This is a genomic window from Novosphingobium sp. CCH12-A3 (genome assembly GCF_001556015.1).
Lineage (GTDB): Bacteria > Pseudomonadota > Alphaproteobacteria > Sphingomonadales > Sphingomonadaceae > Novosphingobium > Novosphingobium subterraneum.
Window position 1 is genome coordinate 89994 of sequence record NZ_LSIA01000020.1, and the last position, 14597, is coordinate 104590.

Genomic DNA, 14597 nt, shown 5'->3' on the forward strand with positions numbered 1-14597 from the left:
TTCCTTCCCCTGGCGCGAGTAAAACGCGACGGGGGCTGAAACACGAGAGCGATAATGCCCAAACGCACTGACATCTCCTCGATCCTGATCATCGGCGCCGGGCCGATCATCATTGGCCAGGCTTGCGAGTTCGATTATTCGGGCACGCAGGCGGTGAAGGCGCTCAAGGAAGAGGGCTATCGCATCATCCTGGTCAACTCGAACCCCGCGACGATCATGACCGATCCGGACATGGCGCACGCGACCTATGTCGAACCGATCACGCCCGAAGTCGTCGCCAAGATCATCGAGAAGGAGCGCCCCGATGCGCTGCTGCCGACGATGGGCGGGCAGACCGCGCTCAACACCGCGCTGGCGCTGTTCAACGATGGCACGCTGGAGAAGTACGGCGTTCAGATGATCGGCGCCAATGCCGATGCGATCGACAAGGCCGAAGACCGCCAGCGCTTCCGCGAGGCGATGGACAAGATCGGCCTCGAATCCGCGCGCTCGGGCGTTGCGCACACCATCGACGAGGCGCTCGAAATTCTCGAGCGCACCGGCCTGCCTTCGATCATCCGCCCCAGCTTCACCATGGGCGGCACCGGCGGCGGCATTGCCTACAACAAGGAAGAGTTCGTCAAGATCGTGAAGGGCGGGCTTGAAGCATCGCCCACGACCGAAGTCCTGATCGAGGAATCGCTCCTCGGCTGGAAGGAGTACGAGATGGAGGTTGTCCGCGATAAAAAGGACAACTGCATCATCATCTGCTCGATCGAGAACGTCGATCCGATGGGGGTCCACACCGGAGACTCCATCACCGTCGCCCCGGCGCTGACGCTGACCGACAAGGAATACCAGATCATGCGCAACGCATCGATCGCGGTGCTCCGGGAAATCGGTGTGGAAACAGGCGGTTCGAACGTACAGTTCGCAGTCAATCCGAAAGACGGCCGCCTCATCGTCATCGAGATGAACCCGCGCGTATCGCGCTCTTCGGCGCTCGCCTCGAAGGCCACCGGCTTCCCCATCGCCAAGGTCGCGGCCAAGCTTGCCGTGGGCTACACGCTCGACGAGATCATGAACGACATCACCGGGGCTACCCCGGCGGCGTTCGAGCCGACCATCGACTACGTCGTCACCAAGATCCCGCGCTTCGCCTTCGAGAAGTTCAAGGGCGCTGAGCCGCTGCTCGGCACGGCGATGAAGTCGGTCGGCGAAGTCATGGCGATTGGCCGCAACATCAAGGAATCGATGCAGAAGGCCCTGCGCGGACTGGAAACCGGCCTTGATGGCTTCAATCGCGTCGTCGGCCTTGAAGGCGCCAGCCGTGACGAGATCACCGCCGCGCTCGCTCGCGCCACGCCCGATCGCCTGCTGGTGATCGCGCAGGCTTTCCGCGAGGGCCTGTCGGTCGATGAAGTCCACGCCATCACCAAGTACGAGCCGTGGTTCCTGCGCCATATCCACGAGATCGTGGAAGCAGAAATCGTCATCCAGCGCGATGGCCTGCCCAACGATGCGGCTGGCCTGCGCCGTCTGAAGGCAATGGGCTTCTCCGACAAGCGCCTCGCCACACTGGCCGTGCGCGGGATTGGCGTTGCCGGTGGCATGGCAGAGACCCAGGCCAAGCGCTCGGGCCTGCTGCATGACGCGCTGCGCGCCATGGCCGGTGCCACCAGCGAAGCCGAAGTGCGGTCGTTGCGCCACAAGCTCGGCGTGCGCCCGGTGTTCAAGCGCATCGACAGCTGCGCCGCCGAGTTTGAGGCGGTCACGCCCTACATGTATTCGACCTACGAAGGCGCGCTGTTCGGCGAGCCGGAGAACGAGGCTGCTCCGACTGACGCCAAGAAGATCGTCATCCTCGGCGGTGGTCCGAACCGCATCGGTCAGGGCATCGAGTTCGACTACTGCTGCTGCCACGCCTGCTTCGCGCTGGGTGACGCCGGGTTCGAGACCATCATGGTCAACTGCAACCCGGAGACCGTGTCGACCGACTACGACACCTCGGATCGCCTCTACTTCGAGCCGTTGACCGCCGAAGACGTGCTGGAAATCCTCGCGGTCGAACAGTCGAAGGGCGAACTGGTTGGCGTGATCGTGCAATTCGGCGGGCAGACCCCGCTGAAGCTGGCGCAGGCGCTGCAGGATGCAGGCATCCCGATCCTCGGCACATCGCCGGACTCGATCGACCTTGCCGAAGACCGCGAGCGCTTCGCAGCATTGGTCGCCAAGCTCGGCCTCAAGCAGCCTGCCAACGGCATTGCCCGCAGCCGCGATGAGGCCGTCGCGGTGGCGAGCCGCATCGGCTATCCCGTGCTGATCCGTCCGAGCTACGTGCTTGGTGGCCGTGCCATGGAGATTGTCGACAGCCAGGCGCAGCTGGATGACTACATCGCCACTGCCGTTCAGGTCTCGGGCGACAGCCCGGTGCTGATCGACCAATACCTTCGCGATGCGATCGAGTGCGACGTCGATGCTCTGGCAGATGGCACGGACGTAACCGTTGCAGGGGTCATGCAGCACATCGAGGAAGCGGGCATTCACTCGGGCGACAGCGCCTGCACCTTGCCGCCCTACAGTCTGTCAGCCGAGATCATCGCAGAGATGGAGCGCCAGGCGGTTTTGCTGGCACGCGGCCTCAACGTGCGCGGTCTGATGAACATCCAGTTCGCGATCAAGGACGGCGAGGTCTATCTGATCGAGGTGAACCCGCGTGCAAGCCGCACGGTGCCGTTCGTCGCCAAGGCCGTGGGTACGCCCATTGCCAAGATCGCGGCGCGCGTCATGGCGGGCGAGAAACTGGCCGATCTCCCCGCGATCAAGCGCGAGATCGACTACATGGCAGTCAAGGAAGCCGTGTTCCCGTTCGCCCGTTTCCCCGGCATCGACCCCGTGCTCTCGCCGGAAATGAAGTCCACCGGCGAAGTCATGGGCGTCGACAAGACCTTCGCGGTCGCTTTCGCAAAGTCGCAGCTTGGTGCGGGCACCAAGCTGCCGCAGGGTGGAACGATCTTCGTTTCGGTCAAGGATAGCGACAAGGCGGTGATCCTGCCCGCCGTGCGCAAGGCGATCAGCCTGGGCTTCAAGATCGTGGCCACCGGTGGTACGGCTCGCTATCTGACCGATGCGGGCCTGATCATCGAACGAGTGAACAAGGTGGCCGAAGGTCGTCCACACATCGTCGACCGGATCATCGATGGCGACATCGCGCTGATCTTCAACACGACCGAGGGCTGGCAGAGCCACAAGGACTCGCAATCGATCCGTGCTTCGGCTTTGAACTCGCGCGTTCCCTACTTCACGACGGCTGCTGCTTCCGTCGCTGCGGTCGAGGCAATCGAGGCACTTCGCTCTGCCGAACTTGAAGTGCGTTCGTTGCAGGACTATTATGCTTGAACCTTATTAGTCCCCCGGCATTGTCATGAGACTGGTCCGGCTCGGCGCATTCGGCGCCGGTCGGCGGGGGCAGGTTTTCCCTCGGTTGCCGTAGCGGTAGCCGGGGCGTGACAGGAAAGAGAGTTGCGAATGGCGAGTGTGGAAAAGCTGCCGATGCTTGCGGAAGGCTATGAAAAGCTGACTGCCGAGCTGAAAGCGCTGCGCGAGGAGCGGCCCAGGATCGTCGACGCGATCGAGGAAGCGCGCGCCCATGGCGACCTTTCGGAAAACGCGGAATATCATGCGGCCAAGGAACGTCAGGGCCAAGTCGAAGCGACGATCGCCGATCTCGAGGATCGCGTCAGCCGCGCGCAGATCATCGATCCGGCGACTCTCTCGGGTGACAAGATCATCTTCGGTGCCACCGTGACCCTGCTCGACGATGATGAAAAGCCGGTGAAGTACCAGATCGTCGGTCCATACGAGGCCGATGCCAAGAAGGGCATGATCAGCTACAACTCGCCGCTCGGCAAGGCACTGATCGGCCGCAAGGTCGATGAGGAGATCGAGGTGACTGTCCCCTCGGGCGACAAGTTCTACCTTGTCCAGAAGATCGAGTTCATTTGAGCGATCGGCATCACTAACGAAAAAAGGCCCCGGAGCGATCCGGGGCCTTTTTTTGTAAGCTTGCTCAATCCTTCGGCAGGGCCGGTTCAAGCAGGCGATGGAGGTGCACGATCACGTAGCGCATCTCGGCGTCGTCCACGGTCCTCTGTGCGGCACCGCGCCAGGCTTCTTCAGCGCTGGCATAATCGGGGAACACGCCGACAACGTCGATTGCCTTGAGATCTTGGAATTCGAGGCCCTGGGGGTCTTTGACCCGCCCGCCCATAACGAGGTGCAGCTTTTGCATTGGCGACTTTCCTTTGGGGAGGATTCGTGTGCGCCACTGACAAAAAGACGAGCCGCGCGCAAGTCTATGCGAACGGCTCGCCCGAGCCCTTTTTAAGGCTTAGCGCGCGCAGTGAGTTCGTTCACCTTGCGCAGCGCCGCTTCGCTCGCCTCTATGGCGGCTGAGCGAACGATCTCGGAAAGATCGAAAGCCTTGCGACGGGCCTCTTCGCTGCCGTCGGCAATCTTTTCGCCAACCGTGCCACTGAGCTCCTCGACCTTGTGAAGGCCGTCACGGCCAACGTCCCGCGCACGGGTTGCATAGTCGATTGCGAGCTTTCCTGCGACTGCCGCCAGACCCGACGCGCTCTTGCGCAACGAACTGGCCGCGTCCTCAGCGGCGCCCCTGGCCTTGGTGCTGCGCCGGCCGACAGAGGGCAAGGCCTTCGCCACCAGCGCGCCCAGAACTATACCGGCAGCAACCGACGCCACCGGGTGCTCCTCGATCAGCCCCTTGACGGTCTGGACCGACTTCGAGCTGGCAGTGCGTTCCGCCAGGCGCGACTTGGCCGCGTCAACCTTTTCACGCAGGGTCTCTGCGCCGTTCACTTGCAGTTCTTCGCTCATCTCAATCTCCGGATCGGACTTTGTCGATCACGCGCTCGGCCAATTCCTGGATCGGTTCCCGGAGGAACCAGCCAAACAGTGCAGCGACGGTTACGCCGATCACCACCTTGTTCTCGTCGGCAACTGCACGAGCGCTATCGAGCATTTCAACGGCTTCCCCCACCGCACGTTCCTTGACGCGCCCCGGAGAAAGCTCCAGCTTGGCTATTTCCAGATCGCCCTTGACCACGGCCAGCGCTTCATCCCGAAGTACCCTTGCGGCAGCCAACTCTGGTGGGGCGGTCATGGCTTCCCTCCTGCGCTGAGCGCCGCCTTGGCAGCGCGGATGCGCTTGGTCGCTCGCGCCAGGCATATGACAGCCAAGAGAGCGAGTGCACCGCCGACAATGGCAAGAGCTCCCCAAACGCCCACGTAGTGGGCAAGAGCAAGCAACAGCCCGACGACGATTGCCAGCAGGGTGAAGAAGCCGAATGCCAACCCAAGCAGCAGAAAGATGATGATCGCCTTTGCTTCGCCCAGGCCATATGACGCCTGAGCCTTCCTGTACGCGATTTCGGCTTCAACGAGTGTTTGCCCGTCATCGATCAGGGCTTTGATGGCTGCACCGATCCCTGCCTCAGACGGGGAGGGATCAGGCGTCCAGGTTGAATTGTGCTCGCTCATCGGACCAATGCCGCCGCGTTCAGCGCGGTCAGTCGTCCGATCCGCCCGACAGCAATCGCGCGATGGCAAAGCCGGCCACCGCGGCAACACCGATTGCCACGCCCGGGCTCTTGCGCACGAATTCCTTCACGTCTTCGCCAAGCTCTCCAAGGTCCTTGGCTTCGAGCTTTGCCGCGGTCTCCTGGATCGAACGCGCTGCGCTGCGAGCATAGTCGCCGTACTGAACACCCAGCTTTTCGTCGATCGTGGTCGCAGTGTCGGAGATGGTCTTGCCCAACGCGCCGAGTGCGTCGCTGGCCCGGGCTTTGCCTTCTACGGCAAGGGCAGCGCCCTTTTCCTTTGCCTGCCCCGCGTAAACCTTGGCTTCGTCGACCCAGTCTGCGGTCGTGCCGCTGACCTTGGCCTTGTAGGCAGCACCCTTTTCCATCGCCTCACCCTTGAGAGCTTCGGCGCCAGCCTTTGCCTCCTCGATAGCCTTGGTAAAGCGGCCCTTTGCAGTATCTGCAGCGCTTTCGTTGGTGTCGGCTACAGTGGCGACCACATTCTCTGCCGCCTTCGAAGCGCGCTTCTTGGGGGTGTCAGCGGGGGTCATTGTGGTGTCGGCCATGTTTGTTTCCCTTCGGCAGTTCGCACGGGTGCTAGACCCTCGATATGGGCGGTCTTGTCCATCTTGCTAGACCCTTGCAGCGGAATGCAAGAGCCTTGGCGCACAAGACCGGCCCGGATAGGCATGTTGCACTGCAAACGCGGCTTGCTTGCCACGGTTCCAGCCGATAGGAGCCGCGGCAACCTTGGCGCTCAATTCTCGCCGAACTGCAGGGAGCAGATAATGACCGCGATCATCGACATCCATGCGCGTGAAATTCTCGACAGCCGTGGCAATCCCACCGTTGAAGTCGACGTCCTTCTGGAAGACGGAAGCTTTGGCCGCGCTGCTGTTCCCTCAGGTGCATCAACAGGCGCCCACGAAGCAGTTGAACTGCGCGATGGCGACAAGGCCCGCTATCTGGGCAAGGGTGTGACCAAGGCCGTCACTGCGGTCAACTCCGACATCGCGGAATGCATCCTCGGCATGGACGCTGAAGATCAGCGGGACATCGATCTCGCCATGATCGAGCTCGATGGGACTGAAAACAAGGGCCGCCTGGGCGCGAACGCGATCCTCGGCACCAGCCTCGCAGTTGCCAAGGCTGCGGCGGACGCCCGCGGACTGCCGCTTTACAGCTACGTCGGGGGCGTGGCTGCTCATGTTCTCCCGGTGCCGATGATGAACATCATCAACGGCGGTGAGCACGCCGACAACCCTATCGATTTCCAGGAATTCATGATCATGCCCGTCGGCGCGCCGTCGCTGGCCGAAGCCGCGCGTTGGGGGGCGGAAGTGTTCCACACCCTCAAGAAGGGTCTTCACGAAAAGGGCCTCGCAACGGCGGTCGGAGACGAGGGCGGGTTCGCTCCGAACCTTGCCAGCACGCGCGACGCACTCGACTTCGTGATGGCGTCCATCGAGAAGGCGGGCTTCAAGCCCGGTGAAGACATGATGCTCGCGCTCGATTGCGCCGCAACGGAATTCTTCAAGAACGGCAAGTACGAAATCAGCGGAGAAGGCCTTTCGCTCTCGCCCGATGCCATGGCTGACTATCTCGCCGCGCTCTGCGACGCCTATCCGATCATCTCGATCGAAGACGGTATGAGCGAAGACGATTTCGAAGGCTGGGCAGCACTGACTGCGAAGGTTGGCAAGCGCGTGCAGCTTGTGGGAGACGATCTCTTCGTGACCAATCCCAAGCGTCTCGAGATGGGCATCGGCAAGGGCTTGGCAAACTCGCTGCTGGTCAAGGTGAATCAGATCGGCTCGCTCACCGAGACGCTCGAGGCCGTGTCGATCGCGCAGCGCAATGGCTACACCGCAGTCATGTCGCACCGTTCGGGCGAAACCGAAGATGCGACCATCGCTGACTTGGCGGTTGCCACCAATTGCGGCCAGATCAAGACCGGCTCTCTCGCCCGCTCCGATCGTCTCGCCAAGTACAACCAGCTCATCCGCATTGAAGAAGAGCTTGGCGTAGCGGCCCGTTACGCCGGCAAGGCTGCCTTCGGTCGGCTTGGTGCCTGATCTTCGTAATACCTGAATTTGCGTGAGGAGGGGCAGCCTCAATTTGAAGGCGGTCCCTCTCACACGCAGTTTAATGCGCTATTCTCAGTGAGCGCTTCACGATGTCCTCTTCGCTCTGCAGATCACCGGCGATATTCGAAAAGTAGGCCACCATTTTTTCGTAGCCATCGCTCGACAGCCGGACGAACACACGGCGGGCGTCGGTCGCATCGGCTTCACGGACGATCAGGCCCTTGTCTTCAAGCACTGTCAACCATCGCAATGCGGTGGTGGCTGGCACCGCCGCCCCGATGCATGCGCTGGTAACCGGCAGTCGCTTGCGTTCTTTCGCGGCGATAAAAAGGTCCAGCAGGATGTCCCAGGCTGGCTCTCCAAATAGGGTCGCGTCTGCGAAAATGTCCGACCGCCGGCGCCTGTCGCGATAGGCGGTTCTGGCGACTTCGGCCCAGACGTGGCTATCCTTCGGGATGGTGATGGCTTCCCTGTCGATCTGCAGTTCACCTTCGTTCAATTCCATTTCATGGGCCATCGCGAGCAATTCATTGGCGACTGAAATGAGTCGCCTGGCCCGTGACCTCATCTGTTCCCTGCCCATCCCATCACCCCTGCTGTGCGCCCCAAAGCGCTTCACGGGACCAGTCCGCCATCAGCCTTGTTAGCTTCGCGAAATTGGCAGGAGTGCGTGGCGCAGCCATTCGGCGTTCCACTTAGGGCTGGCTCGTAGTCCTTCGGGCATGGCCAAGAAGATATCCGCAAATTTCAATCATATGATGCAATGATGACGTGTTGTATTCATCCGTAGTCGAACCAGAATGGAGCAGGTTCATTGCTGACCAGGCGACAGTCTACGTTTGGGTGAGATCAGGTAGCGCCAAACTCCCCAGGCATTTATGAGCAGCAATGCGCCGTTCTGTATTACGAGCGAACCTGAATTGCTCCTCAACCCCGACACGATCCACGTGATTGCCACCGCCATGAACAGGACGAATCCCCACCCCGTCCAACGACGCCCCAGGTCTGCCGCTACGAGACTCGCCGCGACAATTGTACCCAGGGCTGCAAACCATTCGAGTGGGCCATCCACATCGCTGTCCTTTCTACATGTGTCGTTCTGCCAAAACTGCGGACGACGGACCGTTCCCTCGCATTGATTTAATCGGTCATTTGAATCGCCCTTCCAAAGTATGGCAGTCTCTGTCAGCCTGCGTTCGGGAGAACGAGATGGCTGATTTTCCGACGCGCGCTGACGAGGTCGACGTCGCATGGCTTGAAGTGCAACTTGCCGAGGCCGGTGTGCTGGGTGACGCGCGGATTGCTGAAATCGAATGGCAGGCAATCGGTACGGGGCAGGTGGGCGATACCGCACGGTTCACTTTGCGATACGCCGACAATGCACCTAGGGCACCAGCAAGTGTCGCTGCAAAGTTCCCCTCAAGCGATGCTACCAGTCGCCAGACCGCGGCCCTGTTCTCGCTCTATTCACGTGAAGTCATGTTCTACCGGGAAGTGGCATCTCTGACACAGATGCGGGTACCGCAGGTCTATGCTGCCATGCTCGACGACAACGGTTGCGATTTCGTGCTGCTGTTCGAAGATCTTGGTCCCTGCAGTGCCGGAAACCAACTGGCGGGATGTACCTTGCCTCAGGCGCAAGCAGCCATGCGCCAGGCTGCAGCCCTGCATGCGCCCACGATGGACCATCCCGTGCTCGACGCTGCATGGCTGCAGCCCGACCCGCAAGCGAGCCAGATGTTGCGGGACCTGTACCCGCAAGCCCAGGCAATCTTTCGGGATCGCTATGCCGATGCCCTGGAGCCTAATCTCATGGGGGTCTGCGAGGCGTTGAACGAGAATCTCGACCTGTGGTTCGATCGGAAACATTCACGCCGGTCCTTCCTCCACGGAGATTTTCGGCTCGACAACATGCTCTTCGGGATCATGGGAGGTCAGCAGCCCATTGCCTTGGTGGATTGGCAGACGGCGGCGGCAGGATGCGGCTTGACCGACGTCGGGTACTTCCTTGGCTGCGGCATCGGCTCGGAATTGCGCCGCCCGAACGAACGGGCGTTGCTCGACATCTACTGCGCTGAAATGACCCGTCTGGGCGCGCCACTTACTCTAGACGATGTCTGGGACGACTATCGCATTGGAGCGCTCCATGGTGTGTCTACCGCCGTTTTCAGTGCCGCTTTCGTGGTGCGCACGGACCGTGGTGATGCCAATTTCCTGTCGATGGCTCGCGGTGCCTGCGAACTTGCGCTTGAACATGACAGTCTCGGGGCGCTGAAGCGCCGGATGGAGCTTGCCTGATGTTGACCAAGGGAGACGACTATCCGCTGCACCAGACCCCGGAACCGATTGCCTATGCCGGTACGGACCGTAACTTCTACGATCGATACTTCTTTAATGGCTATGCACCCGACGGCTCCGGGTTCTTTGCGGTTGCACTCGGCATCTACCCGCATCTGAACGTCGCTGATGCCCATTTCTCCTGCATTCGAGAGGGAGTTCAGTACAACCTCCATGCCTCCCGCGAACTGAACATGGAGCGGTTCGATCTGGTGGTCGGGCCCATCAGCATTGAGATTATCGAACCCCTGAACGTCCTTCGGGTACGAGTGCGCGGGGAAGGGCTGGCGGCGGACCTCACTTTCACCGGCCGCGCTTTTCCGATTGAAGAGCCACGGTTCATCCATCGTATCGGCCCGCGGACCTTCATGGATTACACCCGCCTGACGCAGAACGGCCGCTACACAGGGTGGATCGAAGTCGATGGCGAAAGAATTGATCTGGCCACCGGAACTTGCGGCACTCGTGACCGCAGTTGGGGTGTGCGTCCCGTCGGCGCGTCCGATGCGCAGCCTCACGGGCATGGCGTGGTCTCATCCTTCTTCTGGCAATGGACGCCAGTGAATCTGCCCAAACGCAGCCTGTTTTTCCACATCAACGCTGATCGCCATGGTGCGCCGTGGAACACTCGCGCCGTGATCGCACCAGACGGTGGCGGAACGGAATCGTTCTTCGAAACCCCCGCCGCAGCCATGGTCTCCCCGATGCAGCCGGGCACACGGTGGCCCGCTGGCGGGACGCTGACCATCCAGCGGCCCGAAGGTTCGTTGGCGTTGACGTTTGAACCCCTCGTGAGATTTCAGATGAGGGGGCTTGGCTACACCAGTCCCAAGTGGGGGCATGGCCTTTATCATGGGCCGCTCGCCGTCGAGCGCGAGGACTTCGTCCTGGCTGACCTCGACCCGATGGCTCCAACGCTCGACAATCTCCACGTCCAGATCATCTCTCGCGTGTCCACCAGCGATGGCGAAACCGGCATCGGTGGTTTCGAGCAGCTTGTTATCGGCCCATATGGCCCGTGGGGCCTTACTGAATACTTCGATGCCGGTGCGTAGCCCCGCAAAGGCTGTCGGTGTGATCGCTATGGTCGCGATCGGCCTCGTTGTCGGTGCTGCATCGGCGATCATTGCACTGAAGCACGTCGGCATGGGTGGCGAGGAGTGCAGCGGTTGGAGCGGCAGCCGCGTAACCGGATCTGCCGAGGCGGGGCCCTTGCTGCGTGCCAGAGTGGCGCTGACAGGACTGCTGGCGCTCAACCGCAGCCAGGCAATCTATTTCACACGCAAGGTCGATGATCTTGGCGAACCTTTGCGAGAGGACTGCCATTACCGGCTGGTGGGCGGGCCGTTGCCGGGGAAGTGGTGGTCAATCACCGCATACGCCTCTGACGACTACCTTCCGCAGAACAAGGACGACGCGCTTTCTGTCGACGCCTCGGAAGTCACGCCGGACCAGCGTGGCATCTGGGAGGCGGAAGTCGGCCCGTCGGCCAATCCGGCCATGCCGTGGCTGTCAACCAGGCAAGCGGGCGAGTTCGACCTGACGCTGCGAATCTACAATCCTGCTTCGCAAGCACAGCGGGATTTTGCTTCGATCGCATTCCCGAAGGTCGAGCGCATTTCGTGCGGAGAAAGCAGGTGAGGGGCAGGGTGCTATATGGCGTCGCCTTCATCGCGGCAGTGGCTGTCGGTCACGTGGCAACGATGTTGGCAGCGCCTCAAGTCATAATGCACATCGCGATGCGGAGGCTCTCCGGCGACGGAGAAAGCGTAAACGTCTTCCGCTTCGCAGATCGCACGACCGCAGCTTCCCGGCAGATCGTTCGTCCGTCGCCAGACCTTGCCTACGCCAGTTGCGTCTATGACTTGTCTGCCGGCCCGATACTTGTCGACGTCCCGCCCAGCCCGAATAAGGGCTACGTATCGGTATCAGTCTTCGCGGCGAATACAGACAACGTGGCGGTGATGGATTCACTGCGCAGCCCGGACGGCATCCGCTTTATCCTTCAAAAGGAAGGTGGGCTGGTTCACCCCGGCGAACTGCCGGTCATCTACACGCCAACTGAGCGAGGCATCATTCTCGATCGTAGGCTGGCGCCTACCCAGAAGGAATTTGATCTGGCAGACAAGGCGCGCCGCGACGATCGCTGCGCGCCGGTCGGCTGATCGGTCAGGCCCAGCGTTCGCGAAGTGCAAGCAGGGCGAGTGCAGCTTTCGCTGCTTCGCCACCCTTGTCCTTCTGCGCAGGATCGGCGCGCACGATGGCCTGGGCTTCGTTCTCGACGGTGAGGATACCGTTGCCGATAGCTACGCCATCCATTGTAAGTGCCATGATGCCGCGTGCGCTTTCCCCGGCAACGATCTCGAAGTGATAGGTTTCGCCCCGAATGACCACGCCGATGGCGACGTAGCCGTCGAAATCGCCTGACTCATCTGCGAGGGCAATGGCGCCGGGAATCTCGAGGGCGCCGGGTACAGTGAGCACTTCCACCTTGTGGCCTGCTTCTTTTAGTACGGCCGTGGCGCCGGCGATCAGCATGTCGTTGAGGTGGTCGTAAAACCTGGCTTCGACGATCAGAAACTTGGCCATGGGAACTTGATCCTTCAGTGATTGCACATCCGCAGGGCGCGTTTTCGCCCGCCTTAGTGCGAGCTTGGCCGGAAGGCCATGGGCGACATGGTTGGGCCGGTGATTCTTGCACCCGATTCGCTTGGGTGACGGGAAATAGCGATCTAATTCAGCATATGCACACTACAATGTCGCATCACGCATAGATTTCCCCATTGAGATGTCATGCATTTTCATGCAAACCTTGCCAGAATGGTCTCTTCTGCAACGGCATTCCCCTACGGAAACCCGCACTTTTAATTATCCGGTTGACAAAGAATTGCTGAAGTTATGTCCTGTCTCCAGGTCACCCGCGGTTAATGACGGGGGCCGCTGGAGAGAGAGGTCTGACTATGAGGGGCAAGCTTTCCCTGCTTGCGGGCGTGTGCGCCGCAGCCGTCGCTACACCGGTTTTCGCCCAGAGTGCGCCGCAATCCGCCGATGAAGGCATTGGTTTGCAGGAAATCATCGTTACTGCGCAACGCCAGGCCCAGTCACTGCAAGATGTGCCGATCGCGGTCTCGGCATTCTCGGCTGAGAACCTGACGAAACAGCAGATCCAGAACTCGACTGACCTGCAGCTTTCGCTGCCAAACGTGACATTCACGAAGACGAACTTCACGTCCTCCAGCTTTACCATCCGCGGTATCGGTGACTTGTGCGTTGGCGTCTCCTGCGACGCCGCGACTGGCATCCATCTCAATGACATGCCGATGGTTTCCAGCCGACTTTTCGAAACCGAATTCTTCGATCTCGAGCGTATCGAGGTGCTTCGCGGGCCCCAGGGGACGCTGTTCGGGCGAAATGCGACATCGGGCGTGGTCAACATCATTACAGCGAAGCCCGACCTGTCAGGCTTCGGTGCTGCAGGCGAGGCTGACTACGGAAAATATAACTCTGTCCGGCTGAAAGGTATGGTTAACGTCCCACTGGGCGAGACGCTGGGCGTCCGCGTGGCGGGCATGTATAATCGTCGTGACGGCTATACCTACAACATCGGCACAAACAGCCGTATCGACGGTCGCGACATGTACGCATTCCGTGGTTCGCTCCGCTGGGAGCCAAGCCCCGATACAACCATCGATCTTTCGGCATACTATTTCCGCGAAAACGACAATCGCAGCCGCATCCAGAAGCAGCTTTGTCATCGTGATCCGACCGGGGTTCTGGGGTGCTTGCCCGACAAGCTTGCAAACGAGACGACAAACGCAGACTCGACCCTCGCCTCGCTGCTCTCTTCGCGGGAATTCCTTGGCATTGCCGTTTCACCAGCGTTTGCTGCGCTTGGCCTCGGCAGCATCTACAGCAACGACGGTGACGCCAATACCGGTGTGGTTAACCCGGCAGACGTCCGTACTGTCGACATCGATTACCTGCCGACCTATTTCGCGCAGGAAGAAGTCTACCAGGGCAAGCTGCAGCAAAGCCTTGGCACCGGCCTGACGCTGAACGTCACGGCAGGGTTCTCGCGAAATGCGGTCCGCAGCCGTTCTGACTACAACCTCGCCACGCAGCGCAGCCTGGTCGGCAACCCGGGTCTGGCTGCTCTAGCTGCATTCGCACAAAGCCCGACGCTGGGCTTTGCCTTCGCACCGATTGCAGCAAGGCTGATCCCCAACGGTCCCACCGGAAAGATTTGTCAGTCCGACATCGATCCAAACAATGTCGGCGTCTATGGTGCGGGCAACAAGGCAGTCTGCGCCAACACGTCGCTTGATTTCGACGAGTCCGGACAGGAATACAAGCAGTACGCTGCCGAGGCGCACATTGACTCCGATTTTGACGGGATGTTCAACTTCCTGATCGGCGCAAATTACCTGCGTGGCATCACGACGAACAACAATTACTACGTCAATTCATTCGGTCTCGATTATGCGGCGGGCCTTCTCGGCGCGGCGGCAGCAGCAACTGGTGCATTCGGTCCCCAAGCTGGTCGCCCGTGAAAAACTCTGAAGCCTTTGGGAATGCGTGGGTTTTAGCGGATTTG

At 60.7% G+C, this 14597-nt stretch carries 15 protein-coding genes; 8 read left to right on the top strand and 7 right to left on the bottom strand.

The window, feature by feature from the left end; translation table 11 throughout:
* Positions 1 to 54 precede the first annotated feature (54 nt).
* Together carB and greA are read left to right on the top strand one after the other, a co-directional pair.
* Positions 55 to 3378 carry a carbamoyl-phosphate synthase large subunit gene (carB, locus tag AX703_RS01710; protein ID WP_062342189.1) on the top strand — a complete coding sequence of 1108 codons (3324 nt, stop codon included), beginning with the start codon at positions 55 to 57 and terminating at the stop codon, positions 3376 to 3378.
* A gap of 129 nt (positions 3379 to 3507) precedes the next feature.
* Positions 3508 to 3984: a transcription elongation factor GreA gene (gene greA / locus AX703_RS01715; protein ID WP_062342191.1), complete on the top strand. Its 477-nt coding sequence runs from the start codon at positions 3508 to 3510 to the stop codon at positions 3982 to 3984.
* A gap of 64 nt (positions 3985 to 4048) precedes the next feature.
* On the opposite strand, the gene AX703_RS01720 is transcribed toward greA, so the two are convergent.
* The 5 genes from AX703_RS01720 to AX703_RS01740 all read right to left on the bottom strand — a co-directional run bounded on the left by AX703_RS01720 (position 4049) and on the right by AX703_RS01740 (position 6145).
* Complete coding sequence (locus AX703_RS01720) at positions 4049 to 4270, bottom strand: DUF4170 domain-containing protein (RefSeq protein WP_062342193.1); 222 nt, start codon at positions 4268 to 4270, stop codon at positions 4049 to 4051.
* A 92-nt stretch (positions 4271 to 4362) separates the two neighbouring features.
* A complete protein-coding gene (locus AX703_RS01725) occupies positions 4363 to 4875 on the bottom strand; it encodes a hypothetical protein (protein ID WP_062342195.1) in 513 nt (170 codons plus the stop codon).
* Between the two features lies 1 nt (position 4876).
* The gene (locus tag AX703_RS01730; RefSeq protein WP_156451870.1) at positions 4877 to 5161 is read right to left on the bottom strand and encodes a hypothetical protein; all 285 of its coding nucleotides are present in this window, start codon (positions 5159 to 5161) and stop codon (positions 4877 to 4879) included.
* Positions 5158 to 5538 (bottom strand): phage holin family protein, encoded by a 381-nt coding sequence (locus tag AX703_RS01735; protein WP_062342199.1) that lies wholly within the window; start codon positions 5536 to 5538, stop codon positions 5158 to 5160. The genes AX703_RS01730 and AX703_RS01735 overlap by 4 nt, the downstream gene beginning before the upstream one ends.
* 28 nt (positions 5539 to 5566) lie before the next feature.
* Positions 5567 to 6145, bottom strand: coding sequence for a hypothetical protein (locus AX703_RS01740; RefSeq protein WP_062342201.1), 579 nt, complete (start codon positions 6143 to 6145; stop codon positions 5567 to 5569).
* A gap of 222 nt (positions 6146 to 6367) precedes the next feature.
* On the opposite strand from AX703_RS01740, the gene eno reads away from it, so the two are divergent.
* Positions 6368 to 7654, top strand: coding sequence for a phosphopyruvate hydratase (gene eno, locus AX703_RS01745; RefSeq protein ID WP_062342203.1), 1287 nt, complete (start codon positions 6368 to 6370; stop codon positions 7652 to 7654).
* 70 nt (positions 7655 to 7724) lie between these two features.
* On the opposite strand, the gene AX703_RS01750 is transcribed toward eno, so the two are convergent.
* On the bottom strand, positions 7725 to 8249 hold the full coding sequence (locus AX703_RS01750) for a hypothetical protein (protein ID WP_062342204.1): 525 nt from the start codon (positions 8247 to 8249) through the stop codon (positions 7725 to 7727).
* 626 nt (positions 8250 to 8875) lie between these two features.
* Here AX703_RS01750 and AX703_RS01755 point away from each other — a divergent pair.
* Genes AX703_RS01755 through AX703_RS01770 form a run of 4 tightly spaced genes read left to right on the top strand, consistent with a single transcriptional unit; the run spans position 8876 to position 12168 of the window.
* Positions 8876 to 9964, top strand: a complete 1089-nt coding sequence (locus AX703_RS01755; protein ID WP_062342206.1) for a phosphotransferase family protein — start codon at positions 8876 to 8878, stop codon at positions 9962 to 9964.
* A complete protein-coding gene (locus AX703_RS01760; RefSeq protein ID WP_156451871.1) occupies positions 9964 to 11058 on the top strand; it encodes a hypothetical protein in 1095 nt (364 codons plus the stop codon). The genes AX703_RS01755 and AX703_RS01760 overlap by 1 nt, the downstream gene beginning before the upstream one ends.
* Positions 11051 to 11644: a DUF1214 domain-containing protein gene (locus AX703_RS01765; RefSeq protein WP_197423577.1), complete on the top strand. Its 594-nt coding sequence runs from the start codon at positions 11051 to 11053 to the stop codon at positions 11642 to 11644. The genes AX703_RS01760 and AX703_RS01765 overlap by 8 nt, the downstream gene beginning before the upstream one ends.
* Positions 11641 to 12168, top strand: coding sequence for a DUF1254 domain-containing protein (locus AX703_RS01770; RefSeq protein WP_156451872.1), 528 nt, complete (start codon positions 11641 to 11643; stop codon positions 12166 to 12168). The genes AX703_RS01765 and AX703_RS01770 overlap by 4 nt, the downstream gene beginning before the upstream one ends.
* Before the next feature lie 4 nt (positions 12169 to 12172).
* Here AX703_RS01770 and ribH read toward each other — a convergent pair whose 3' ends face one another.
* Entirely contained in the window at positions 12173 to 12592 is a 420-nt protein-coding gene (ribH, locus tag AX703_RS01775; RefSeq protein ID WP_062342213.1) for a 6,7-dimethyl-8-ribityllumazine synthase, read from the bottom strand.
* 371 nt (positions 12593 to 12963) lie between these two features.
* On the opposite strand from ribH, the gene AX703_RS01780 reads away from it, so the two are divergent.
* Positions 12964 to 14553 (top strand): TonB-dependent receptor, encoded by a 1590-nt coding sequence (locus AX703_RS01780; protein ID WP_231735311.1) that lies wholly within the window; start codon positions 12964 to 12966, stop codon positions 14551 to 14553.
* Positions 14554 to 14597 lie beyond the last annotated feature (44 nt).